The sequence below is a fragment of the Streptomyces sp. NPDC041784 genome, from assembly GCF_055591025.1.
Window position 1 is genome coordinate 416,823 of sequence record NZ_JBVJAB010000001.1, and the last position, 21,037, is coordinate 437,859.

Genomic DNA, 21,037 nt, shown 5'->3' on the forward strand with positions numbered 1-21,037 from the left:
CCCCATGAGCTATGTCCGGCATCCTAGAGACGCGGGCACACCACCCTTCCCGGTCATCTCATCGGATGGACGATCCGACTCGGAATCGTTATCCCCAAGATCGTCCCGGGGCGGGGCTTATCGACAAATCCACCAGGTCACCGGGGGTGAACGGGCCGGTGGCGCGCGCTGATCGGCCGATAAGCCGCACTTCGCTCAGCTCGGGGCACTTCCCGACATCACGTCACTGTGACGGGCTCGCACGGGTGTTGGACCCCCGCCGGAGCGGACTCCCCGGGCGGTGTCTCCCAGTTGGGTTCCCCGCGAGGGGGCGCGCCCGCGGCGGCCTCGGGCCTGGGCGCCCGCCGGAAGGCGGACGTGCCCCGCGCCAGATCGTGGCCGATGGCCACGGCGTCGATGTCGGCCGACGTCCAGTTCTGCTGCCCCTCGCGCCCGTCCGTGCGCACCTTCAGCCGGCCCTGCACGATCACCGGGTCGCCGACGTTCAGCGAGGCCTGTGCGTGGGTGGCCAGTTGGCGGTTGGCCCACACCGTGAAGAAGTTGGTGTGCCCGTCGGTCCACGTGTTCTTCTCGCGGTCCCAGTAGCGCGAGGTCACCGCCAGCCGGAACCTCGCCGACGGGCCCGCCGCCAGCTCCCGGTAGACCGGCTGCGTCGCCACGTTGCCCACCGCGCAGACCATCGTCTCGTTCATCGCGAACCCCTCCCGTCGCCCGGACGGTCACCCGGGCGGATACGCGTACGGGCCCGTCCCGTACGGCTGCGTCCGGCGCGTCGGCCGCGGTGACATCCGCACCACGTACCGCCGCCGCACCGGCGACCGCGTCCGTCGCGATCGCCGTACGGCCAGACTGCCTCCGCCGGGCCGGGCCCGCTGAGCCCTGTGGATCACCACGCCCCTGTGGAAAACCCCACCACCCGCACGAGTGATCCACCTCCTGCCGACTGTGGATCACCCACGGCACCGATGGGCCCGACGGGTCCGACGGCGCCCACTACGCCCCCTCCCCCGCAACTCACTGCACCTCACCGCACACCGGCCCCCACCCCCGTGACCCTCCCGTACTGCTCCCGTACCTCCCGGTACCGCAGCAGTTCCGAGGCCACGGGATCCAGCACCCGGGCGCGGCCGCACCCGGCGGCCGCCTCCCGCAGCCGTCTCTCCGCGTCCTGCCCGTAGCGCCGGGCCGGACCGCGGGCCGCCATCCGGCAGCTCCACTCCACCAGCGGGCCCCCAAGGATGCCCGCCACCATCAGCAGCACCGGAACCCCCAGGTTCGGGGCCATCAGCTGGGCGATCTGCCCGACCAGCCACAGCCCGCCGATGATCTGCAGGAGTGTCATGGCGGCCTGGGCCAGGACGGCCACCGGCCACCACCCCGGCCGCGGTGGCCGCCCCGGCGGCAGCCCGGCCCGCGCGGCCAGCTCGTCCAGCGCCTCGGGCAGCCCCTGAGCACCCCGTACGGCCGCCTCCCGCACCGCCATCGCCCACGCCGCGGGCAGCCCCGCCGACGCCCGGTCGGACACCGTCCGCACCGCCTGCTCCACCCGCTGGCGCGCCGTGGCCTCCTCGTCGGCCTGGGTACGGAGCTGGATCCGGCCGGTGACCGGCTCGCGCTGGTCCTGGCACCACCGCCACAGCCGCAGCCACGGCGTGCCGCACGCGCGGTTGGCGTTGCGCAGCCAGGCGCGTTCGGCGGCCTCGCCCGCCGCGGTCGCGCCCACCGCGTCCGCGAGCCGGCCCGCGAACTCGTCCCGGGCCTCCTCGCTGAGCCCGGTGCGCTGTCCGGTGACGTAGACGGGCCGCAGCCGGACCGCCGCGCCGTCCACATCGGCCGACACCCGGCGCGCGGCGGCCCCGCGCTCGGCGACGAACTGGCCGAGCAGCTCGCGCAGTTCGGCCACGCCGTCCCCGGTGAGCGCGGACAGCGCGAGCACGGTGGCGCCCGGTTCGCCGTACTCGCCGAGCGCGATGCCGTCCTCGTCGAGGAGCCTGCGCAGGTCGTCGAGGACCAGGTCGGCGGCCTCGCCGGGCAGCCGGTCGACCTGGTTGAGGACGATGAACATGACCTCGGCGTGGCCCGCCATGGGCCGCAGATAGCGCTCGTGGAGGACGGCGTCGGCGTACTTCTCGGGATCGACGACCCAGATGACGGCGTCGACCAGGTCCAGGATGCGGTCGACCTGCTCGCGGTGCTGCACGGCCGCCGAGTCGTGGTCGGGCAGGTCGATCAGGACGAGCCCGCTCAGCTGTTCCTCCGCCTCCGCGCTCTGCACGGGGCGCCGCCGCAGCCGGCCGGGGATGCCGAGCCGGTCGATGAGGGTGGCGGCGCCGTCGCTCCAACTGCACGCGATGGGCGCGGCGGTCGTGGGACGCCGTACGCCGGTCTCCGAGATGGTGACCCCGGCGAGGGTGTTGAACAGCTGGGACTTGCCGCTGCCCGTCGCGCCCGCGAGGGCGACGACCGTGTGCTGCCCGGAGAGCTTGCGCCGGGCCGCCGCCTCGTCCAGGACCCGGCCGGCCTCGGCGAGCGTCCTGTTGTCGAGCCGCGCGCGGGACAGGCCCACGAGTTCGCGCAGCGCGTCGAGCCGCGAGCGGAGGGGGCCGTTGTAGGCGAGCGGTCCGGCGGGGGCCGGTACGGCACCGACCCGGGTCTCCAGAACGACGGCTGCCTGCTCGCCGCCGGAGCCCTCGTTGACGCGGCGCGCGATGAGCCCGTCGTCCCACGCGCCGGCGGAGTCCGTACGGTCGCCCGCGGGGACGTCGGTTTCGGGCCGGCGCCGCACGCGCGCGGGGGCGTCGGTTTCCGCGTCGCCCGCGGCACGCGCGGGGGCGGGTTCGGCGCGTTCCTCCGTACAGCTCGCTCCGCCAGGTTCCCCTCCCGCACCCCTTTCCCTGCCCCTGTCGCTCTTCTCCGCACTCCTGTCCGGACTTTCGTGCCGCGTGTCCTCGGGGTCCATGGCCGTCCCCTCCCCCGACGGTTCTCCGGCTGAGGCGTCCGTCATGGCGTGGTCGCCCTCCTTGTGCCCCTGGTGGTCCGCCACGTCGTCGTTGTTGTCCGTGCGATCCGTGCGATCCGTGTGATCGGTGTGATCGGTGTGATCGGTGCGGCCCGTGTGGTCCGTGTGGTCCTGGTCAGTGACGGCGGTCACCGGTCACCTCTCCTTCTGAAGTACGGACAGCGCGGCAATCAGCTCGGCCTGGGGTTCGGGGTGGACGTCGAGTGCTTCGAGGGGGGCGAGCCGGCGCTCGCGTTCGGTGTGCATCACCCGGTCCAGGTGTTCGGCGAGCAGCCGTCCACCCCGGTCGCGCAGTCGTAGCGCGCCGTGCGCCCCGATCCGTTCGGCGAGCCCCTCGCCCGCGGAGCGCGCCCTGCGGCCGCTCAGCAGGGCCGTGGCGACGAGCGCGGCGACCACCTCGGGGTCGGGCGCGGCCCCGCGTTCCAGGGCGCGCACCTCGTCCTCCGCGTACTCCTCCAACTCGCGCCGCCACCGCCGTACGGCCAGGCCGATGCGGTGTTCGGCGCTGTCCGGCGACAGGTCTCGGTCCGTCAGGGCCGGTGCGGCGGAGGCCGGTTCGCGGCGCCAGGAGTCGTCGACGCGCTCGTCGGCGGCGGTGACGGCGCACAGCAGCAGCGCGCCCAGGCTCTCCACGAGGGCGTCCAGGAGTTCACCGGCGGTGCAGTCCAGCGGGAAGGCGCGCCAGCGCTTGAGCGCGTCCCCGGCGAGCACGGCGCCGCTCTGCAATCGGCCCCGCACGCGCGCGTACTCGCTGTCGTACGCCCCGTCGACGGCCGAAGTGAGCCGCAGCGCGGCCGCGTACTGCGCGGCGGCGGCACTGGCCAGTTCGGGCATCCGGGACTTGAGGGAGTCGAGGACGCCATGGGCGGTGCGGGCCAGCACATGGTGGCGGGCGCCGGCGTCCTGGGCCTGGTGGACCAGCCAGGTCCGCAGCGGGGCCACGGCGGTGGCCGGCAGCAGCCCTCCGCCCCAGGCGGACTCGGGGAGTTCGGGCACCGTGAAGCGCGGTACCTCGCCGAGGCCCGCCTTGGTGAGGAGGGCGCCGTACTGCCGGGACACCTCGCCGATGACCTGATGGGGCACGCGGTCGAGGACGGTGACGAGGGTGGCGTCGTACTCCTTCGCGGTGCGCAGCAGGTGCCAGGGCACGGCGTCGGCGTAGCGGGCGGCCGTGGTGACCATCACCCAGATGTCGGCGGCGCAGATCAGTTCGGCGGCGAGGACCCGGTTGTCGGCGAGGAGGGAGTCGACGTCGGGCGCGTCGAGGAGGGCGAGTCCGGGCGGGAGCGTCTCGGCGGTCTCGATGCGCAGCACGCGCCGGCCTTCCGCGCCGGGCAGCAACAGGTCGTCGGACGGCTCCTGATGGGGCATCCACACGCGTGTGAGGTCGGGCAGGACGCGCATGCCGCTGAACCAGTGCTGGTCCTCCGGATGGCAGACCAGTACGGGCGTCCGGGTCGTCGGCCGCAACACGCCCGCCTCGCTGACGCGCCGCCCCACGAGGGAGTTGACGAGCGTCGACTTGCCGGCGCCGGTGGAGCCGCCCACAACGGCCAGGAGTGGCGCTTCGGGCTGTCTGAGGCGGGGCACCAGATAGTCGTCGAGCTGGGCGAGCAGTTCGTCGCGGTTGGCACGCGCGCGTGGCGCCCCCGCCAGGGGCAGCGGGAAGCGTGCGGCGGCGACACGGTCGCGCAGGGCGGAAAGTGCGTCGAGCAGCTGAGGCCGTACGTCCAAGGTCACCACATGCGAAGAATGCCCAATTTTAGGGGATTTATGAAGCATATAGGCATGTCTGCGCGCCGATAGGACACAAGGGACGGAAGGTGCGACTGGGACACAGGCACAGCCCAGGCATAACGAGTGCACAACACCCGGGGTTCGAGGCGCCAAAAGCGATGCACGATTCGCACCTGCCTGCGATTATCAGGACCGCTTCACTGAACCTCCACATTGAGCCACGGAGGCGAAGCAACCAGGACAAGGAACCGGGAGCCCTATCCTTGTCCCCGGCAACGTCACGGATCAGCCCACACCCGGGCAGCACGTACGAGGCCACCACACCGGCCCCCGTAGCTCAGTGGATAGAGCAGGCGCCTTCTAAGCGCTTGGCCGCAGGTTCGAGTCCTGCCGGGGGCGCAAGTCTCCGCCCTCCCTTCGGGAGGGCATTTTTGCTGTTCAGAGCACGTTTCGCGCGACACGGCGAAGCCCCGGACACTCCCCCGACGATCAAGGGGAGGTTCCGAGGCTGTCCGGCTGTCACCGGGTTTTCGCGGATGGCCGTGTCGAATACGCGTCGAAGTTCGCGGCAAGAAGCTTCCGTCTCCGTCGGCCCGCTCGGGGAGATCTCCGGCGACCTCCAGGCGCCTTTTCAAGTCAGGCAGCTGCCCCTCGACACACCGAGCGTAAGTGGCCAGTCACAAAACGATCTTGGACGCCCTGTCTGCGGACACCGGGGCCGGCCCCGTCCGCATCCGCCAGTCGCCCCCGGCTGTGCCGCTGAGCGGCCGGTTCGACGACGTGGCGCAGCGCGCGCCGTCCTTTCCCGGCCTCTGCGCCCCGCGTGCCGTGGCTGCGGGAGCGGGGTTCGAAAGAGACTTCGGCCCGAGGCGAATCCTTTTCGGTTCTCCCCGCCTCTTGTCTGCGTACCGGCCGAACGGGCCGGCAGAACCGGGAGGAACCACCAATGATGGTCACCAGCCTCGTAGTGATCGGAGCCCTGCTCGTGGGTGCGTGCAGCTGGCACCTGATGCGGCGCTACAAGAGCCGAAGCTGACCAACACCTGCCCGTAGGGCGCCTTCCGGGTAGGAGTCTCAGATGAACCGACGCTTCACTTGGCCGGACGAGCGGCTGATCAAGGCCGCTCAGGACGGCGACGTCACTTCGCTCACCACCGTCGTCATGGAGTCGCAGCCTCATGTGCGCAGGTTCGCCATATCGCTGTGCTCCTCACCGCAGGACGCGGAGGACGCGGCGCAGGAGGCGCTGATCATCCTCTACCGGAAGATCGGCACATTGCGGGCCACTGGCGCGCTTGCCTCATGGATGTTCCGGATCGTGCGCAACGAATGCCTCCGGCAGGTACGGCTGCTCGTCTCACGGAGCGACGAGGCGACAGCCGAACCGGAGGCGACTGCGGAACCGTCCGCCGAGGACGCGGTGCTGCACAGGCTGGAGGCGGAGCGGATCGCGGCCGCGGTCAGCGTCCTTCCCCGTGACCAGCGGCAGGTTCTGATCATGCGGGACGTACAGGGCCTGCCCGGCAAGACCGTTGCCCATTCGCTCGGTCTGAGCAACGCCGCGATGAAGTCCCGGCTGCACAGAGCACGCGCGGCACTGCGTCACTCTCTGGCAGTGACGGACCAACCACTCGGTCAAGCCGCCGATCAGGCGCGCGATCGAGCTATCGACCAACCAGTCGGAGGAGTCTCACGACCGTGAACACCGTGAACACCGTGAACGTCGCGAACACAGTGAAGCCCGCGCAGGGCGCGAAGGCCCAGGCCGCCGCGCCCGAGATGAACTTCGCCAGCAAGTCCGTCCCGCACCATCTGGCGCGCGGCGGCATCGGCTTCGGGCTGATCATCGGCTCGATCGCCCTGGTGCCCGTCGCCGGCCCGGCCACCCTGCTGGCGGCCCCGTTGGCCCTGATTGCCTTCCGCGGCTGCCCTACCTGCTGGATGGTCGGCCTGGCACAGACCATCTCCCTCGGCCGTCTGGAGCGCCAGTGCGTGGACGGCGTTTGCACGCTCACCGAGGCGCACCCGGCGGCGAAGGCCACGGACGAGCCGACAGCCCCTGTCAACGTCCAGGCTGCTTCCCGGTGACCACGACCACTGATCATTCGGAATGACTCGTCTAGGGTCCGCCTCATGACCAACGACGCCCCGGCCTGCCCTGATTGCGGCCAACCCATGAAGTTCGGTGGCCTCGTACTGTGCGGTCGGGAGGACGACGGCCGACGGGCCTGCCGGTCGCTGTGGAAATGCGCCGGTCGGCATGTCTGGTGGGGCTGGGCCGACCGGCCGGAGGAGCCATTGGAGGCCTGCCCGGTGCCACAGCTGTTCCGCTGACGTCCAACCGCGCCCAGGATGCGACCGGGCGTTTCGCATGCCCAGCCGGCGGCCCGCCGGGACGGCCGGCGCATCTACGGAACCACCGTGGGAACCGCCGCCGGAACCGCCCTTCAGCGCCCGTACCCCGCCAGCGCGGCCGACCCGTCGTGCCGAAGCAGCCGTACGCCACGCCGTGCTCCGCTCGTCCCGAGCACCGCGACCGAAGCCGGGTGCCTCCCGGCCACCGTCAGGTCCGCCATCGCCGTCCGGGGTGGCCGGGCAGCCAGGCGGGGCGGCCAGGCGAGCACCGTCGGCGGGGCGTCGGGGGCGGACATCCGCAGGTCGCGCAGGGGCAGGGCCAGGCCCAGGCCGAGGGCCTTCAGCACCGCTTCCTTCCGGGTCCAGGTACGCAGGAAGGCCGCCTTCCGCTCGGCGGGCGGGAGGGCGTCCAGAGCGGCGAGTTCGGGCTCGGCGAGGGCCGTACGCGCCGCCGTGTCGACGTCGACGGCACCGTCGGCCTCCTCGACGTCCAGCCCCACCTCGGCGCCCCGGCACACGGCGACGCCGATCACCTCGCCGCTGTGGGTGACGGAGAAGCCGTACGGCGGTGTGCCCGGCGTGTCGAGCCGGACCTTCCCGTGCGGCCCGCCGCAGCGTGGGCACACGCGCCGCAGGGGCACCTCCGCGGGAGGTACGTCGAGCAGCGCGCCCAGGAGGAGGCGGCTGAGGGCGCAGCCGACGAGGAAGCGGCCCCGGTCGGCGGGCCGGACGGTCACCTCGTACCGGCCGCGCTCCACGGGGTCCAGCAGGGGCAGCAGGCCGTCGCGGGCGTCACCGAGACGAGCCCACGACACCTCGACCGGCGGGAAGGCGGCAGCCGGGACGGCCGGAGCGGTCAGTGCACCGCGCGCAGCATGCGCGTCACATTGATCTTCGTCGGCGAGAGGCCCAGCTCCACGCTCTGCATCATCCGCTCGCCGTTCAGCCGGCCGTAGGCGAGCAGATCGACGTTGGCCAGGCTGAATTCCGGCCAGGTGTGAATACTCAGATGCGATGCGGAAAGCAGAAGAATGGCGGTGACCGCACCATTCGGGAATACGTGCGACGCCTCGCCGAGTACCGTGGCGTTTCCCTTTTCGGCGGCCGTGCGCAGAACCTGGAGGAGGCGCTCCTCGTCGGTGAGGATGCTGTGGTCGCTCACCCATACGTCGACGGCATAAGAGCAGAGATCGTCGACGTTTATACCCTCGGTGGCGAGGTTGGCAGGATTGGTCATGGGGAACCGGGAGCGACGAACCGTTGCCCCCGTCTCCTTTCACATAGATCCGCGCTGGTCCGCGCGGCCGAAGAGGAAGGTCGCGAGGCCGGTGACCGGCGCTCGGTGGAGCCCAGCGTAGCATCCGGGGCGCTCTCGGGCTCGCGCGCGCACGGCGTCAAGGGGCCGGGAGGGCATCCGGCGGATTCGGCCGACAACCACCGGGACGGAATTTCGTAAACCGGTCCGGTAACCCGCCGCGAATACACCCAAGGAATTGCTCGGCACCTCCCTCGACCCGCCTCTCAGCACACCGCCCAGAACACCCACCAGAACACCGCTCAGAACACTTCGCGGCACACCTTTCGGCACACCCTCGGCACAGTCGAATTCTACGGCGACTCACCGATCCTGATCCCCGCCAGATCCCCGTCGGACCACCGCTCGTTCGCCACTCGATCGCCGTTCGATCACCCCCTCACCAGCCCGTATACTCGATACTCCCAAATCCATCGGCTGGCCTGGAGCAGCATTGTGACGAACGCGCGTCGGCACCCTCGGAGTACCACCGCCGATCAAGTGCTCACGGAAGTCGCGGACGCCGTCAGGCTCCAGGAGGGCCCGCCCGGAGTTCGGTCCGTCCTGCGCGCCCTGCGCCGGCTCGCCCCCGCCTCCACGAAGGACCTCAGCCGCGCCACCGGCCTGCCGGTCCCGATCGTGGCCGCCCTGGGCAACGAACTGCGCCGCCGGGGACTCGTCACCACGGAGCGCCCGTCCCGGCTGACCGAGGCCGGCCAGGACGTCGTCGCCCAGCTCGGCATGGACCTCTCCCTCGACGCGACCTGCCGCACCTGCGACGGCCGCGAGCTGGTGATCCCCGACGTGCTGGACGAGGCCGTACGACGGCTGCGCGCCCTGATGGAGTCCGGACCGGCCGCCGACATGGCGATCGACCAGTCGCACTGCACGGCCGAGACCAAGGTGCGCCGGGTGCTCGCGCTGCTGAAGGCGGGCGCGCTGCCGGGCGGCTCCCTGCTGCTCATCGGTGACGACGACCTCGTGTCGCTCGCGGTCGCCGTCGTGGGCGACGTGCTCGGCGGGCCGATCGTCGAGCGGGTGACCGTCGTGGACATCTCCAGCGAGATCCTCGACTACATCCAGAAGGTGGCGGCGGGCCTCGGCACCCGTGTCGAGACCGTCCAGCACGACCTGCGGCAGCCGCTGCCCGCCGGGCTGCACGGCCGGCACGACGTGGCGATGACCGACCCGCCGTACACCCCCGAGGGCGCCCGGCTGTTCCTCTCCCGCGCGGTGGAGGGGCTGCGGCCCGGTCCCGCGCACAGCGTCTTCTTCTCCTTCGGCGGCAAGAGCCCGGACGAGATGCTGGAGGTCCAGCGGGAGATCATGGCCCTCGGCCTGGTCACCAACGGCTACATCCGCAACTTCAACGAGTACGAGGGCAGCGGCATCCTCGGCGGTGTCGGCTTCTTCCAGCACCTCCTCACCACCACCTCTACCGCCTCCGCACAGGGCGACTACGGCGGTCCCCTCTACACCGGCGACAAGCGGACCCGGCAGCGCGCGTACGCGTGCGTGGCGTGTGGCGAGATCGTCCCCGTCGGCCCCGGCGCCCGCTGGGCGTCGGTCGCCGCCCTGCGCGAGGACGGCTGCCCCAAGTGCGGCAAGGGCCCCTTCCGCCCGGGCCGCCTGCTGCCGACGGAAGAGGCACAGGCGGAATTTGCACAGGCGGAACCGGCACAGACGGAACCGGCACGGACGCAACCGGCACCGGCATCCGTACAGGAGCCCCGGCAGGCCCCGGTGCAGAAGCCTCAGCAGGCAGCCCCCGCCGAGTCCCCCTCCCCCCGCGCCATCGGCTGGCACCCCCCGACCCCCGAAGCCCGGGCCGCCCTCGAACAGCGCTCCCACCCCTACGTCACCCGTCAGGCCGACGAGCGCGACCTCCCGGCGATCGGGGCGTTCGAGGCGGAGATCGCCCGGGTGTCCTTCGGCGAGGACGCCATCGACGACCCGGCGCGCTGGGCGGCCCGTCTCGGCCGGGCCATGGAGAAGTCGAAGGAGGGCATGATCGTCGCCCACCGCGCGGGCGAGGACCCCGTCGGCTGGTGCTGGGTGTCCATCAACCAGAACGCGATGACCGGCGACCGCTACGCCAACTTCCGCTCCCTCGCGGTCTCCCCGCTGGACAACCGCGGTGACGTCGCCGAACTCCTGCTCACCGCGGGCCTGGAGTTCTGCCTGGCGAACGGCATCACGGAGGTCGTCGGCCGGGTGCACGTCGGCAACGTCCCGATGCGCACGGTCTACCGCAAGTTCGGCTTCGACCCCACCAGCCTGTCGATGAAGCTCTTCCTGCCGGAGGCGGAGAGCGGCGGCACCCGATGACCGGTTACGACCCCGACAGCGTCAAGTGCGTCGTCTGGGACCTCGACGGCACCCTCTGGGACGACATCGCCGTGGAGACCCTCACCGACGAACTCCCCACGCCCCGCCCCGAGATGCTCGCCGCGATCGACGCGCTGGCGGCCCGCGGCGTGCTCAGCAGCATCGCGAGCCGCAGCGCGCCGACGGTGCTCGACCGGCTCGCGGGCCGCCCGGAGGTGCGTGAGCGCTTCCTGGCCCCGCAGGTGTCCTGGCAGGACAAGAGCGAGTCGCTGCGCCGGATCGCCAAGGATCTCGGGATCGCCGTGGAGGCCCTCGTCCTGGTGGACGACTCCCCGTACGAGCGCGCGGAGGTCGAGGCGCTGCTGCCCGGCGTCCGCACCCTCGCCCCCGAGGACGTGCCCGGGCTGCTGGCCGCGTTCGAGGGCCGCGAGGTCACCCCCGAGTCGCGCGAGCGGGTGCGCCGCTACCGCACCGAGGAGACCCGCCGGGCCGAGGGCGAACGCTTCCGGGGCAGCCGGGAGGAGTTCCTGCGCTGGTGCGACATGCGGCTCACGGTCGGCGCGGCCACGCCCGACGAGATCCCCCGCGCGCTGGAGCTGGCCGCCCGCACCCACCGTCTCAACTCCTCCGGCCTCACCCCGGACCGCCTGCGCGAGCTGGCCGCCGCGGAGGGCCACGAGCTGTACACCGCCCGGATGACGGACCGCTTCGGCACATACGGCGTCATCGGCGCCGCCCTCGTCGACCGCACCGCACCGGCCGCCTGGTCGGTCCCCTTGCTCGCGCTGTCCTGCCGGGTGGCCGGCCGGGGCGCGGCGGCGGCCTTCCTGTTCCGGCTGATGGAGCGGGCCCGGGAGGCCGGCGCCGACGCGTTCCGGGTGACCCTGCGCCCGACGGACGCCAACCTGGAGATGCGCATCCTGCTCCGCCAGGCCGGCCTGCGCCGCACGGACGACACCCCCGGCGCCGCTCCCGACGCGGCCGTCCTCGGCCGGGCGCTCTCCGGCGACCTGCCCGAGCCGCCCCCCTATCTACATGTATCCGACCGAGAGGACGCCGAGGCGTGACGGACACCCTGGACCGCGCCGCCGTGGAGCGCGAGCTGCGCTCGATGATCGCCGAGGCGGCCCGGCTGGACGCGGACGTGGTGGCGGAACTCCCCGCGGACACCGACCTGTTCGGCCCGCGGATCGCCCTCACCTCGCTGGCCGGCGTGACCCTGCTGGGCGCCGTCGACGCCCGGTTCGGGGTGGACGTCGCCACGCTGGACCTCAGCCTGGACAGCCTCCAGTCCATCGCCACGCTGACCGACTTCGTCACGGCACACCTCCGGCCGGATCAGAGCCTCTCCTAGACGCCCTGGCCGGCCCCGGCCGCCCATCCGTACGTCACGCCTGTTCAAAAAGGGTGATCCGGACGGACGTGCCGTGACCCGCCCCGGGCGGCGGCGTTGAACGGGGAGTGCGGCGGCACCTCTTGCCGCCGCGCGAACCGATTCACTAAAGGAGAACGTGATGTCTCGCATCGCGAAGGTGGCCGCTGTCGCCCTCGGCACCAGCGCCGTGGTGGTCAGCGGGGCCGGCCTGGCCATGGCGGACGCGGGTGCGCAGGGCGCGGCCGTGGGCTCGCCGGGTGTCCTGTCGGGCAATGTCTTCCAGGCCCCGATCCACGTGCCGGTCAACGTCTGCGGCAACACCATCAACATCCCCGGGCTGCTGAACCCTGCCTTCGGCAACACGTGCGCCAACGTCAGCCACCACGACAAGGGCGGCTACGACAAGCACGGCGACGAGGACAAGCACGGCGGCGGCCACGGCGGCGGCCACGAGGGCGGCAACGGCTACGGCGACTGACACGCCTACCGTACGGACGCACCACCAGAGAGCCCCGGCACCTCGAGCGCCGGGGCTCTCCCCGTCTCACGCGTACCGGGTCTCACGCGTACCGGTAGATCCGCCCCACGTCCTCCAGCTGATCCGGGGTCACGCCCCACGGCGGGAGCTTCTCGTGGCGGGCGACGACCCGGCGGTACTGCCGGGTGCCCGGGCCCGGCGGTTCGGCGGGCAGGTAGCGGTGTTCGCGGTGGCGCCGCTGCCAGCGGGTCCACACCAGGTCGATGAAGGCGTGGTGCAGCCAGAACACGGGGTCGTTGACGGAGGCGCCGCCGAGCATCTCCCCGCCGACCCACCGGTGCACCCGGTTGTGGGTGCGCCAGGCGGCCGCGCCCCGGCCGGTCCCCCACCCCTCCAGTCGGTTGCGGAACCCCCGGGTGGACGTCGAGTCCCAGGGCGAGACGTCGTAGACCGGGTCGCTCAGCGCCCCCTCCAGATCGTTCTTGGTGGGCAGGTCGATCGGGTTGGCGGCGCGGCCGAGGTCCCGGGTGAGGAATCTGCCGTCCGTGATGTTCTCCTTGAGGGTCCAGTTGCCGGTGGAGTAGGCGAACGGCCCGGTCGTCACCTGGCGGTCGGAGCGGCGTCCGTTGCCGCCGAGGAGGTCCTTCGTCCAGGGCGAGGCGCCGGCCGAGCGGGCGCGCGTCCAGTCCCAGTACGGCACGGTCACCGAGGAGTCGACCCGGCGCAGCGCGTTCTCCAGGTCGAGCAGGAACCGGCGGTGCCAGGGCAGGAAGGAGGGCGCCATGTGGGCCGTCCGCAGTCCGCCCTCGCCGTCGGAGACGTAGTACTCGATGTGCATCCGTACGAACTCGTCGTACTCGCCCCGTCGTTTGATCTCCAGCAGCGCGTTGACGAAGCGGCGCCGCTCGCCTGTGGTGAGGGTGGTGACGTCCTTACGCGTGTAGGCCATGGTGTCCTCCCAGGTCCGTACCGCCGTCTCCCTGGCCGGTGTCGCGCAGCTGCTCGCCGGGGCCCAGCTCGTCGACGGCGGCGCGGGCCGCCTCCAGGGGGGTGGGGTACGAGCGGTAGTGGTCGACCATGCTCAGCCAGCTACCGTCGGCGCGGCGCATCAAATGCAGCGGGCGGCCGTCGACCGTGACCTGCCAGCGGGGGTCCGTGACAGCCGCGCGGTCGCCGGTCACGGTGAGGACGCCCTGGATGCGCCGGCCGCGGTACACCTCGTCGAAGCGGGAGCCGGGACCCGATCCGAAACCGGGGTCCTCCGGGTTGTCCCGCGGGTCCGTGGGCCAGGAGGCGGCGACCACGGGGGTGAGCGCGAGGGCGGCGGCGGGGGCGAGCAGGCCGCGCAGCAGGTCCCGCCGGCTCCTGGGTCTTGCTGGGCCCGCCGTCACCGCGGGTACGGGTACGCCGTCGACACTTGCGGCCATGATGTGCTCCTCGTCCGGTTCGGATGTCCGTACCGGTAACCGCCGAGCGCCCCGCCGGGTCACCGCCCGGCCCCCGAACGGCCCGCCGGAAACACACCGGCGGGCCCGGGGAAGGGAAGTCCGGGCCCGCCGGGTGTCGCGCGGAGGGCGCGCTACAGCCCCTGTCCCATCCCGAGGTTCCCGCCGGGCACCAGCTGGAGGGCCGGGGTGATCACGCCGGCCTGGGGCAGCTGCGGGTCCGGGAGGCCGAAGTTGTCGGCGTTGGGGGCGGTGAGCGGGGCGTCCGCCGCCAGGCCGGGGCCGAGGGTGCGCAGGTCGGAGGCGGGGGCGTCGAGGCCGACGTGGTCGAAGCCGTCCCCGAGGACCTCCGGCAGGGGCGCGCGCAGGCCGGCGCCGGGCAGGCCGGCGCCGACGGGCAGCCGCGGGACGGCCCGCTCCGGGATCAGACGGCCCTCGACGTACCGCGGTCCGTCGGGTGAGCCCGGCATCGGCAGCGGGATCTCGCCGCCGGCCGTGGGGAGTTCCATGTCGAGGGACTTCTCGACGCCGTCCAGCGGGACGGGGACGGGGACCGTTTGGACCGCGGCGGCGGGGGTCGCGGCGGCGGCACCGGCCGCGGCCGCGGCCGCCACACACGTGAGCACTGCGGCGAGGGTTCCTCGGGTGGTCGGCTTCATCTGGGGTACGGGCCCTTTCGGAAGAGTGCGGGGCGGTGCGTCCGTACCGGGTAACGAGCCGGAAAACGCCTTCAGTTCAAGATTCCCCCGGGTGCAGCAATGGGCGGACAGCGACATTGTCAGCTCGTCCAGAAATCCCACCAACGCGTCAGGACCAGCATGCCGACGACCCCGATGTGCAGCACCGGCAGCACCCAGGTGAAGTCGGCGAAGAACGCCCTGACCGGGGCCGGCGCCGGGAGGAAGCGGTGGCGTACGTCGAAGGAGACGGCGTACCAGAACATCAGGATCGTGGCGACCCACGCCAGACAGCACCACAGGCAGAGCGCGTTGATCCGGTACAGCGACTCGAACTGGAGCCAGGACACGAACCCGACACCGAAGAGGCAGCCGGCGGTGAAGGTCAGCCAGTACCAGCGGGGGAAGACGGCACCGGCCAGCAGGCTCACGCCGACGCAGACGACGATGCCGTAGGCCACCAGGCCCAGCATCGGGTTGGGGAACCCGAACGCCGAGGCCTGGTCGCTCGTCATGACGCTGCCGCAGGAGACGACCGGGTTCAGGCTGCACCCGGGCGTGAAGCCGGGGTCCTCCAGCAGCTTGAACTTGTCGAGGGTGATGACCCAGGAGGCCAGCAGCCCGGCCGCGCCGGTGAGGACGAGCAGCAGGGCGTAGGCGCGGCTGCCGCCCACCGCCGTCGTCACGGGCGTCAGCGGCGCAGCCTGCGCGCGGGCAGGACGATGTGCGCCGCCGCCGTGAGGGTCTCCTCGGCGCCCGCGAAGGCGGCCAGCGCCTCGGCCTCGACGGGCTTCCCGGGGACTGCCTCGGGCCATGGGCGGGTGGTGAAGACGAGGTAGGCGTAGCCGCGCTCCTGGACGGCGGCGATCCACTCGGGCGGCGGAACGCACTGCGCGTGGAGGCCGCCCGGCATGTTCAGGACGGCCTGCCCGGACTCGACGAGCAGGGTCACCGGCAGGCTCGGCCGGACTTTGCCGTCGACGAGGTCGCCGCCGACGGGCAGGCCGTTGTCTCCGAGGAGGTGCTCGATGGCGGCGGCCGTCGTCTCCGCGCCGCCGTCCGCGGCGTCGCCGAGGGAGTAGGCGAGGAGGTAGGGCGTGTCGGCGCCGTCGGGGCTCTCCCCGCTCCACGGCATCACGACGAGGGTGCCCAGGTCGGTCACGCGGAAGGGGCGGGCTGTGCTTGGGGTTGAGGTCACCGCGCGACCCTATCGGCGCCCCGGCGGGCCGCCGCCCGCGTTCTCACCCGTGCGGAGGACGGCACACGGGCGCTCCACACGAACGAGGTACGGGGGTCGAACAGGGCCGTGGGGCGGCATGGTGGCCGGCCCTGAGGGGGGCGGCCGGGGCCGGTCCCGGGGCGCGCCGAGGGCCGGTCCCGCACCCCACGGAACCGGCCCTTCGACGAGGCAAGACGAGGCGAGGCGTCGCTCAGCCCTGGAGCGGCAGTCCGCCGAGGAGCTGGGGGGCGTTCTGGTTGAGCGCCTTGGCCGCACCGTTGACGGTGTGGAGCACGGAGCCCTTGTTCTCGGTGTCGAGCGCGTTGGACTGCTGCTGGAGCGGCATCACGTCGGCGGGCTCGATCTGCCCCTTGGTGATCGTGTTGACGGCTCCGTTGAGGCTGGTGGGCGTCATGTCGGCGGCGTCGTACGCGAACGCGGGCGCGGCGGCACCGGCGAGGACGACGGACCCGGCAACGACAGCGGCAGCCTTCAGGGACTTCATCGGGTTCCTTTCTTCGGCAACTCGGCAACTCAAGTCACCAGGGGGATTTCTGACGCCGTGCCTAACGATCCCCGCCGAATGCGGAAACCCCCTGAAACCCGTGGGGTGCGGAACCGGGGTACGGCCGTCAGTGGGCGGGCAGCAGAACGTCGACGAGCGGGGGCGACACCGAAAGGGTGGGCACGCCGGGCGGGCTCGGCAGCGACAGTCCGGCGCCCGCCAGCACGGAGGCGACCAGCCCGACCAGGCCGCCGGCCACGGCCGTGGCCGCGGGAACGATTCCCGCGGGGTCGCCCGAGGTGGCGGCCCCGAGCAGGGCGGCTACGGCCTGCTGGAGCACGACGAGCGCCTCGGCCACGGGATCGGCGGCAGCCTTGCCGGCCTTGCCGGCCTTGCCGTCGTCACCGCTGCTCGTGGCCGAGATCAGCGTGTTGGAGGCCAGGACCGTACCGCCCGTCAGCGTGCCGTTCGCCACGGACGTCGCCACGGACGTCGCCACGGTGGACGTCGACGCGCTGGACATGGCCACGGTGGACGCCGACAGCGTGCCGGTCGGCAGCACGGCCGTCACCTCGGTCGCCGTGAGCGGCGCCGCCGCCGCCTCCACCGCCGCCGTCACCTTGGCGATGGCGGCGTTCACCGCGTCCGACAACGGGGCCACCTGTTCCGGGGCGAGCTGGCCGTTGTAGGCCTTGAGGACGGCGTTGAGCAGATCGGTGACCGGCGTGAGCACGGTGCCCGGATCACCGAGACCGTTGATCTGGGCGAGGAGCGCGTCCGCTCCGGGGACGGGCGCACCGGGTGCCGCGGTGCCGCGCTCACCCGCCGCGTCGGCCGCGAAGGCGGCGGGAGCGGAGATGCCGAGGACGAGAGTGGCGCAGAGTGCGGTGGAAGCGATACACCGTACGGGCAGACCACGCATGTGGGGGTTCCTTTCGAAGTGCGTCGGGCCTTGAGCCCACCGTGAAAGCGGTTGTCGCACTCCGCACCCGACAGATCGCTTTCCGTGGCCCCCGTTCGGCCGCATCGCCCCAGGTGGGATGGCCCCTCGGTTCGGTCGGCCGGGTCGCCCGCACACGGCCCCCATTCGGGGCACGGGCGAACGGCCGCCCTCCTGGCGGGAGGGCGGCCGTTCGACGAGGAAGCGCCGTGACGTCAGGCGTTGAGGCAGGTGTTGCCGAACGCGGGGTTCAGCAGGCCGCCGTCCGTGAACGTGTTGCCACAGATGTTGATCGGCACGTGGACGGGAACCTGGAGGACGTTGCCCGACAGCACGCCCGGGGAGTGCTCGGCGACACCGTTCGCGCCGCTGTCGGCGGCGGCGATGCCGGAGGCGCCGGCGACGGCCGCGGCGGCAACGGAGGTCAGGACCAGGCCCTTCGCGATACGCGACATGGAGAGGTGCTCCTTGGGGGATGTGACACAAACACCTGGGCGGGATGCCCGGCGCTGTGTCAACGCGCGGCACCCCAGGGGGTTGTGCCGCCATTCGAGTGATCTGCCACCGCACCGGAAATCACCGGCCGAAGACGCTTGACACCGTCCCGGCGGGCTGATCCGGCGCGCCGATCCCCCCGTCCGGGCGGAGCCGGTCACCCACGACGGGACCCATGACGGGACCCACGGCGGCGACGGGCCGGGAACCCGCCAGGGGCCGGGCCGGGGGCTGCTCCGTTCGGGTGACTCGCTCACACGCTCGACCGTCCCCCGGACCGCGATCACGCCGTCCGACCCGGTCCATCCATCTGACGATCTGTTGAACCCAACGATCAGCGGGCCGGGGGCGGCTCCGCGGCGCGTGTACCGGCGTATGTCGACACCCGGGCGGCCACTCCGCCGTGTTCGATCTCGGAACGGGTTTGCGGCAGGGCGGTGACCAGCAGGCCTTCCGGCTCGTTTCGCACGAGGACGCGGCGTGGGCCGGGCGCTCTTCGTCGCCGTCGACACACGGACGAAGCAGGCAGGCGCACTCCCGTCCGGCCCGAGCGTCACCGTGAGCGAGGAAACCGCGCCATGCACCAGCCAGAACCCGTCGGACTGAGGGTCCTGCACCTCACCCAGCCCGTGGACGGCGGGGTCGCCCGTGTCGTGACGGACCTGGCGCGGGCCCAGCTCGCCGCCGGACTGCACGTCACCGTGGCCTGTCCCGACAGCGCCCTCACCGGCGCACTGCGCTCCCTGGGCGCGGACGTACGGCGCTGGGAGGCGACCCGGTCCCCCGGTCCCTCCCTGCCCGGCGAGGTACGGCGGCTCGCACGCGTGATCGACGAGGTACGCCCGGCGCTGGTGCACGCGCACAGCGCCAAGGCCGGGCTGGCCGGGCGGCTCGCGGTGCGCGGGCGGATCCCGACCGTGTTCCAGCCGCACGCCTGGTCCTTCGAGGCGGTCGGCGGGACCGTCGCCGCCCTCGCCCTGAACTGGGAGCGGTTCGGGGCGCGTTGGGCCTCGCGGCTGGTGTGTGTCAGCGAGGCGGAGCGGGCCACCGGCGAGCGTGCCGGGATCGCCGGCCGGTGGAGCGTCGTCCCCAACGGCGTCGACCCCGAGCGCTTCCACCCGGGCCCGGCCGGCCCCGAGCGGGCCGCGCTCCTCCCGGACCTCGACCCGGCCGCGCCGCTGGTGGTGTGTGTGGGGCGGCTGTGCCGGCAGAAGGGCCAGGACGTGCTGCTCCGGGCCTGGGCGGACGTCGTGCACAGCGCACCCGGGGCGCGGCTGGTGCTGGTCGGCGACGGCCCGGACGGGGCGCGGCTGCGCTCCCTGGCGCCGGAGTCGGTGGTGTTCGCCGGTGCGGTCGACGACGCGGCGCCCTGGTACCGGGCCGCCGATCTGGTGGTGCTGCCCTCGCGCTGGGAGGGCATGGCGCTGGCCCCGCTGGAGGCCCTGGCCTGCGGTCGGGCCGTGGTGGTGACCGAGGTGGACGGCGCCCGGGAGAGTCTGCCGGCGGATCTCGCGCCGCACTGCCTGGTGCCCGCCGGGGACCCGGAGGCGCTGGCCGGGGCCGTCACCGCGCTGCTGGCGGACCCTCCGCTGCGGGCGTCGCTGGGTCACCAGGGGCGACGTCACGTCCTGTCCACGCACGACGTGCGGCGCACGGCCGAGACGGTCGCGGACCTCTACCGCGATCTGCTCGGCCAGGTTCCGGCCGCACGGGTCGTGCCCTCCGAGTGCAGGGAGTCCCTTCACCAGTGACTGCGGAAAGCACCGTCCCGTCCCCCGGCACGCAGGCCGGGTACTCGCCCCTCTCCGTTCTCCCACGGCGTGAGACCGGCACGGGATTCCGGTTTCCCGCCCGGCGTCCTCCGGCACGGTCCGTCCCACCCGTGCCGCTGCTGTTCGCCGACGGCCTCGCCGCGCTCGCGGGCGCGGCGGCGCTGCTCACGGCCGGCCATCACCCGCCGCTGGTGGGGTTGCTGGTGGCCACGACGTTACTGCTGCGCCCGGGCCGCCCGGGCGCGGTGACCGGCGTACTGGACGAACTGCCCACCCTCTGCGGCCGGATCGCCGTGGCCTGGCTGGCGCTCGGGGCGCTCGCCGCCGCGTGGCACCCGGCGCACGCGCTCGCGGCGCGCACCCTGCTCCTCGGTTTCGCGGCGCAGACCGCGGCCGCCTGCGCCGGGCGCGCGCTGCTGCATCTGCGCCGCCGCCGGGCGCTGCTGCGCCACCCGCGGGCCGCGCTCGTCATCGGCCCGGCGGCGACCGCGCAGCGCGTGGCCGCCGCGGTGCTGCGCCATCCCCGCTGCGGCGTGATGCCGGTGGGCGTGGTGGCCGAGCGCCCGGACGGCCCCGACGGGCTGCCCGTGCTGCGCACCGGCCAGGAGGTGCAGCGGGCCCTGATCCAGAACGGTGTCCGGGACGTGCTGTGCGTCCACCCGGCGGTGCGCTCCGTGCAGGGCCCGCTGCTGCGGGCGCTGGCCGCCTCGGGCTGCACGGTGTGGGAGGTCGACGCCGACAGCCCGTCGTACGCGAGCCGTGAGCAGCTCGCCGGGTTCGCCTGCCGGCGGCTGGACCTGGGGCTCGGGCAGCCCGGCAGCCTCGGCAAGCGACTGCTGGACATCACGGTCTCCGGGACGCTGCTGCTGCTGCTCAGCCCGCTGCTGGCGGTGTTCGCGGCGGTGCTGCGGCTGACCGAGGGGCCGGGGGTCGTCTTCCGGCAGGAGCGCATCGGCAAGGACGGGCGGCCCTTCACGCTGCTGAAGTTCCGCACCCACCGCCCGGTCGACGAGCACGAGTCGGCGACCCGCTGGAGCGTGGCGGGCGAGGTACGGATGAGCCCCTTCTGCCGCGTCCTGCGCCAGACCTCGCTGGACGAACTGCTCCAGCTGTGGAACGTCCTGCGGGGCGACATGAGCCTGGTCGGACCGCGCCCCGAACGGGCCTTCTTCGTCGGCCAGTTCAGCCAGACCTACCCCGGCTACGCGGCCCGGCACCGGATGCGGACCGGGATCACCGGCCTCGCCCAGGTGCACGGCCTGCGCGGCGACACCTCCATCGAGGACCGGGCCCGCTTCGACAACGCGTACATCGACAACTGGTCGCTGTGGCAGGACGTGTGCATCCTGCTGCGCACCGCGGCCTCGCTCGTGCGACCGACCGGGAGCTGATCCGACC

General features: G+C 72.8%; 21 protein-coding genes and 1 tRNA gene. 9 read left to right on the plus strand and 13 right to left on the minus strand.

Annotated elements, in window-relative coordinates; genetic code table 11:
• Positions 1-218: 218 nt before the first annotated feature.
• The 3 genes from ACZ6D7_RS01825 to ACZ6D7_RS01835 all read right to left on the minus strand — a co-directional run bounded on the left by ACZ6D7_RS01825 (position 219) and on the right by ACZ6D7_RS01835 (position 4,762).
• A complete protein-coding gene (locus ACZ6D7_RS01825; RefSeq protein ID WP_469482295.1) occupies positions 219-692 on the minus strand; it encodes a single-stranded DNA-binding protein in 474 nt (157 codons plus the stop codon).
• A 332-nt stretch (positions 693-1,024) separates the two neighbouring features.
• Entirely contained in the window at positions 1,025-3,151 is a 2,127-nt protein-coding gene (locus ACZ6D7_RS01830; RefSeq protein ID WP_469482298.1) for a YfjP family GTPase, read from the minus strand.
• Between the two features lie 3 nt (positions 3,152-3,154).
• A complete protein-coding gene (locus tag ACZ6D7_RS01835) occupies positions 3,155-4,762 on the minus strand; it encodes a dynamin family protein (protein WP_469482300.1) in 1,608 nt (535 codons plus the stop codon).
• Positions 4,763-5,082: 320 nt separating this feature from the next.
• Here ACZ6D7_RS01835 and ACZ6D7_RS01840 point away from each other — a divergent pair.
• The 3 genes from ACZ6D7_RS01840 (at position 5,083) to ACZ6D7_RS01850 (ending at position 6,844) form a co-directional block, all read left to right on the plus strand.
• A tRNA-Arg gene (locus ACZ6D7_RS01840) sits at positions 5,083-5,155 on the plus strand.
• A gap of 679 nt (positions 5,156-5,834) precedes the next feature.
• On the plus strand, positions 5,835-6,458 hold the full coding sequence (locus ACZ6D7_RS01845; RefSeq protein ID WP_469482302.1) for an RNA polymerase sigma factor: 624 nt from the start codon (positions 5,835-5,837) through the stop codon (positions 6,456-6,458).
• A gap of 5 nt (positions 6,459-6,463) precedes the next feature.
• Complete coding sequence (locus ACZ6D7_RS01850; protein ID WP_469482990.1) at positions 6,464-6,844, plus strand: hypothetical protein; 381 nt, start codon at positions 6,464-6,466, stop codon at positions 6,842-6,844.
• 359 nt (positions 6,845-7,203) lie between these two features.
• On the opposite strand, the gene ACZ6D7_RS01855 is transcribed toward ACZ6D7_RS01850, so the two are convergent.
• Together ACZ6D7_RS01855 and ACZ6D7_RS01860 are read right to left on the minus strand one after the other, a co-directional pair.
• On the minus strand, positions 7,204-7,926 hold the full coding sequence (locus ACZ6D7_RS01855; protein ID WP_469482304.1) for a 4'-phosphopantetheinyl transferase family protein: 723 nt from the start codon (positions 7,924-7,926) through the stop codon (positions 7,204-7,206).
• Positions 7,927-7,967: 41 nt separating this feature from the next.
• Entirely contained in the window at positions 7,968-8,348 is a 381-nt protein-coding gene (locus ACZ6D7_RS01860) for an S-adenosylmethionine decarboxylase family protein (protein WP_469482305.1), read from the minus strand.
• A gap of 558 nt (positions 8,349-8,906) precedes the next feature.
• Between ACZ6D7_RS01860 and ACZ6D7_RS01865 the strand changes: the two genes are divergently transcribed.
• The 4 genes from ACZ6D7_RS01865 (at position 8,907) to ACZ6D7_RS01880 (ending at position 12,586) form a co-directional block, all read left to right on the plus strand.
• Complete coding sequence (locus ACZ6D7_RS01865; protein ID WP_469482307.1) at positions 8,907-10,733, plus strand: GNAT family N-acetyltransferase; 1,827 nt, start codon at positions 8,907-8,909, stop codon at positions 10,731-10,733.
• Positions 10,730-11,800, plus strand: coding sequence for an HAD-IIIC family phosphatase (locus tag ACZ6D7_RS01870; protein ID WP_469482309.1), 1,071 nt, complete (start codon positions 10,730-10,732; stop codon positions 11,798-11,800). Before ACZ6D7_RS01865 ends, ACZ6D7_RS01870 begins: the two co-directional genes overlap by 4 nt.
• Positions 11,797-12,087: an acyl carrier protein gene (locus ACZ6D7_RS01875; RefSeq protein WP_469482311.1), complete on the plus strand. Its 291-nt coding sequence runs from the start codon at positions 11,797-11,799 to the stop codon at positions 12,085-12,087. The genes ACZ6D7_RS01870 and ACZ6D7_RS01875 overlap by 4 nt, the downstream gene beginning before the upstream one ends.
• Before the next feature lie 160 nt (positions 12,088-12,247).
• Complete coding sequence (locus ACZ6D7_RS01880; RefSeq protein WP_469482313.1) at positions 12,248-12,586, plus strand: chaplin; 339 nt, start codon at positions 12,248-12,250, stop codon at positions 12,584-12,586.
• Between the two features lie 82 nt (positions 12,587-12,668).
• Here ACZ6D7_RS01880 and ACZ6D7_RS01885 read toward each other — a convergent pair whose 3' ends face one another.
• The 8 genes from ACZ6D7_RS01885 to ACZ6D7_RS01920 all read right to left on the minus strand — a co-directional run bounded on the left by ACZ6D7_RS01885 (position 12,669) and on the right by ACZ6D7_RS01920 (position 17,827).
• Entirely contained in the window at positions 12,669-13,535 is an 867-nt protein-coding gene (locus ACZ6D7_RS01885; protein ID WP_469482315.1) for a tyrosinase family protein, read from the minus strand.
• Positions 13,519-14,013, minus strand: a complete 495-nt coding sequence (locus tag ACZ6D7_RS01890) for a tyrosinase cofactor (RefSeq protein ID WP_469482317.1) — start codon at positions 14,011-14,013, stop codon at positions 13,519-13,521. Before ACZ6D7_RS01890 ends, ACZ6D7_RS01885 begins: the two co-directional genes overlap by 17 nt.
• A gap of 152 nt (positions 14,014-14,165) precedes the next feature.
• The gene (locus tag ACZ6D7_RS01895) at positions 14,166-14,690 is read right to left on the minus strand and encodes a hypothetical protein (RefSeq protein ID WP_469482319.1); all 525 of its coding nucleotides are present in this window, start codon (positions 14,688-14,690) and stop codon (positions 14,166-14,168) included.
• A gap of 119 nt (positions 14,691-14,809) precedes the next feature.
• Positions 14,810-15,394 carry a vitamin K epoxide reductase family protein gene (locus tag ACZ6D7_RS01900; protein WP_469482321.1) on the minus strand — a complete coding sequence of 195 codons (585 nt, stop codon included), beginning with the start codon at positions 15,392-15,394 and terminating at the stop codon, positions 14,810-14,812.
• Between the two features lie 5 nt (positions 15,395-15,399).
• Positions 15,400-15,906, minus strand: coding sequence for a DUF5949 family protein (locus tag ACZ6D7_RS01905; RefSeq protein WP_469482323.1), 507 nt, complete (start codon positions 15,904-15,906; stop codon positions 15,400-15,402).
• 232 nt (positions 15,907-16,138) lie between these two features.
• Positions 16,139-16,432, minus strand: coding sequence for a hypothetical protein (locus ACZ6D7_RS01910; protein WP_469482325.1), 294 nt, complete (start codon positions 16,430-16,432; stop codon positions 16,139-16,141).
• A 127-nt stretch (positions 16,433-16,559) separates the two neighbouring features.
• Complete coding sequence (locus tag ACZ6D7_RS01915; RefSeq protein ID WP_469482327.1) at positions 16,560-17,354, minus strand: hypothetical protein; 795 nt, start codon at positions 17,352-17,354, stop codon at positions 16,560-16,562.
• A 233-nt stretch (positions 17,355-17,587) separates the two neighbouring features.
• Entirely contained in the window at positions 17,588-17,827 is a 240-nt protein-coding gene (locus ACZ6D7_RS01920; RefSeq protein WP_469482329.1) for a chaplin, read from the minus strand.
• 618 nt (positions 17,828-18,445) lie between these two features.
• Here ACZ6D7_RS01920 and ACZ6D7_RS01925 point away from each other — a divergent pair.
• A complete protein-coding gene (locus ACZ6D7_RS01925; RefSeq protein ID WP_469482331.1) occupies positions 18,446-19,618 on the plus strand; it encodes a glycosyltransferase in 1,173 nt (390 codons plus the stop codon).
• Entirely contained in the window at positions 19,615-21,030 is a 1,416-nt protein-coding gene (locus ACZ6D7_RS01930) for an exopolysaccharide biosynthesis polyprenyl glycosylphosphotransferase (protein ID WP_469482333.1), read from the plus strand. The genes ACZ6D7_RS01925 and ACZ6D7_RS01930 overlap by 4 nt, the downstream gene beginning before the upstream one ends.
• The last annotated feature ends 7 nt before the right edge of the window (positions 21,031-21,037 follow it).

Excerpts from the sequence above, each read along its gene's own strand:
- ACZ6D7_RS01880 (WP_469482313.1), top strand. The coding sequence starts at position 12,248 with ATGTCTCGCATCGCGAAGGTGGCCGCTGTCGCCCTCGGCACCAGCGCC.
- ACZ6D7_RS01825 (WP_469482295.1), bottom strand. The coding sequence starts at position 692 with ATGAACGAGACGATGGTCTGCGCGGTGGGCAACGTGGCGACGCAGCCG.
- ACZ6D7_RS01895 (WP_469482319.1), bottom strand. The coding sequence starts at position 14,690 with ATGAAGCCGACCACCCGAGGAACCCTCGCCGCAGTGCTCACGTGTGTG.
- ACZ6D7_RS01845 (WP_469482302.1), top strand. The coding sequence starts at position 5,835 with ATGAACCGACGCTTCACTTGGCCGGACGAGCGGCTGATCAAGGCCGCT.
- ACZ6D7_RS01885 (WP_469482315.1), bottom strand. The coding sequence starts at position 13,535 with ATGGCCTACACGCGTAAGGACGTCACCACCCTCACCACAGGCGAGCGG.
- ACZ6D7_RS01915 (WP_469482327.1), bottom strand. The coding sequence starts at position 17,354 with ATGCGTGGTCTGCCCGTACGGTGTATCGCTTCCACCGCACTCTGCGCC.
- ACZ6D7_RS01890 (WP_469482317.1), bottom strand. The coding sequence starts at position 14,013 with ATGGCCGCAAGTGTCGACGGCGTACCCGTACCCGCGGTGACGGCGGGC.
- ACZ6D7_RS01925 (WP_469482331.1), top strand. The coding sequence starts at position 18,446 with ATGCACCAGCCAGAACCCGTCGGACTGAGGGTCCTGCACCTCACCCAG.
- ACZ6D7_RS01920 (WP_469482329.1), bottom strand. The coding sequence starts at position 17,827 with ATGTCGCGTATCGCGAAGGGCCTGGTCCTGACCTCCGTTGCCGCCGCG.
- ACZ6D7_RS01910 (WP_469482325.1), bottom strand. The coding sequence starts at position 16,432 with ATGAAGTCCCTGAAGGCTGCCGCTGTCGTTGCCGGGTCCGTCGTCCTC.
- ACZ6D7_RS01870 (WP_469482309.1), top strand. The coding sequence starts at position 10,730 with ATGACCGGTTACGACCCCGACAGCGTCAAGTGCGTCGTCTGGGACCTC.
- ACZ6D7_RS01860 (WP_469482305.1), bottom strand. The coding sequence starts at position 8,348 with ATGACCAATCCTGCCAACCTCGCCACCGAGGGTATAAACGTCGACGAT.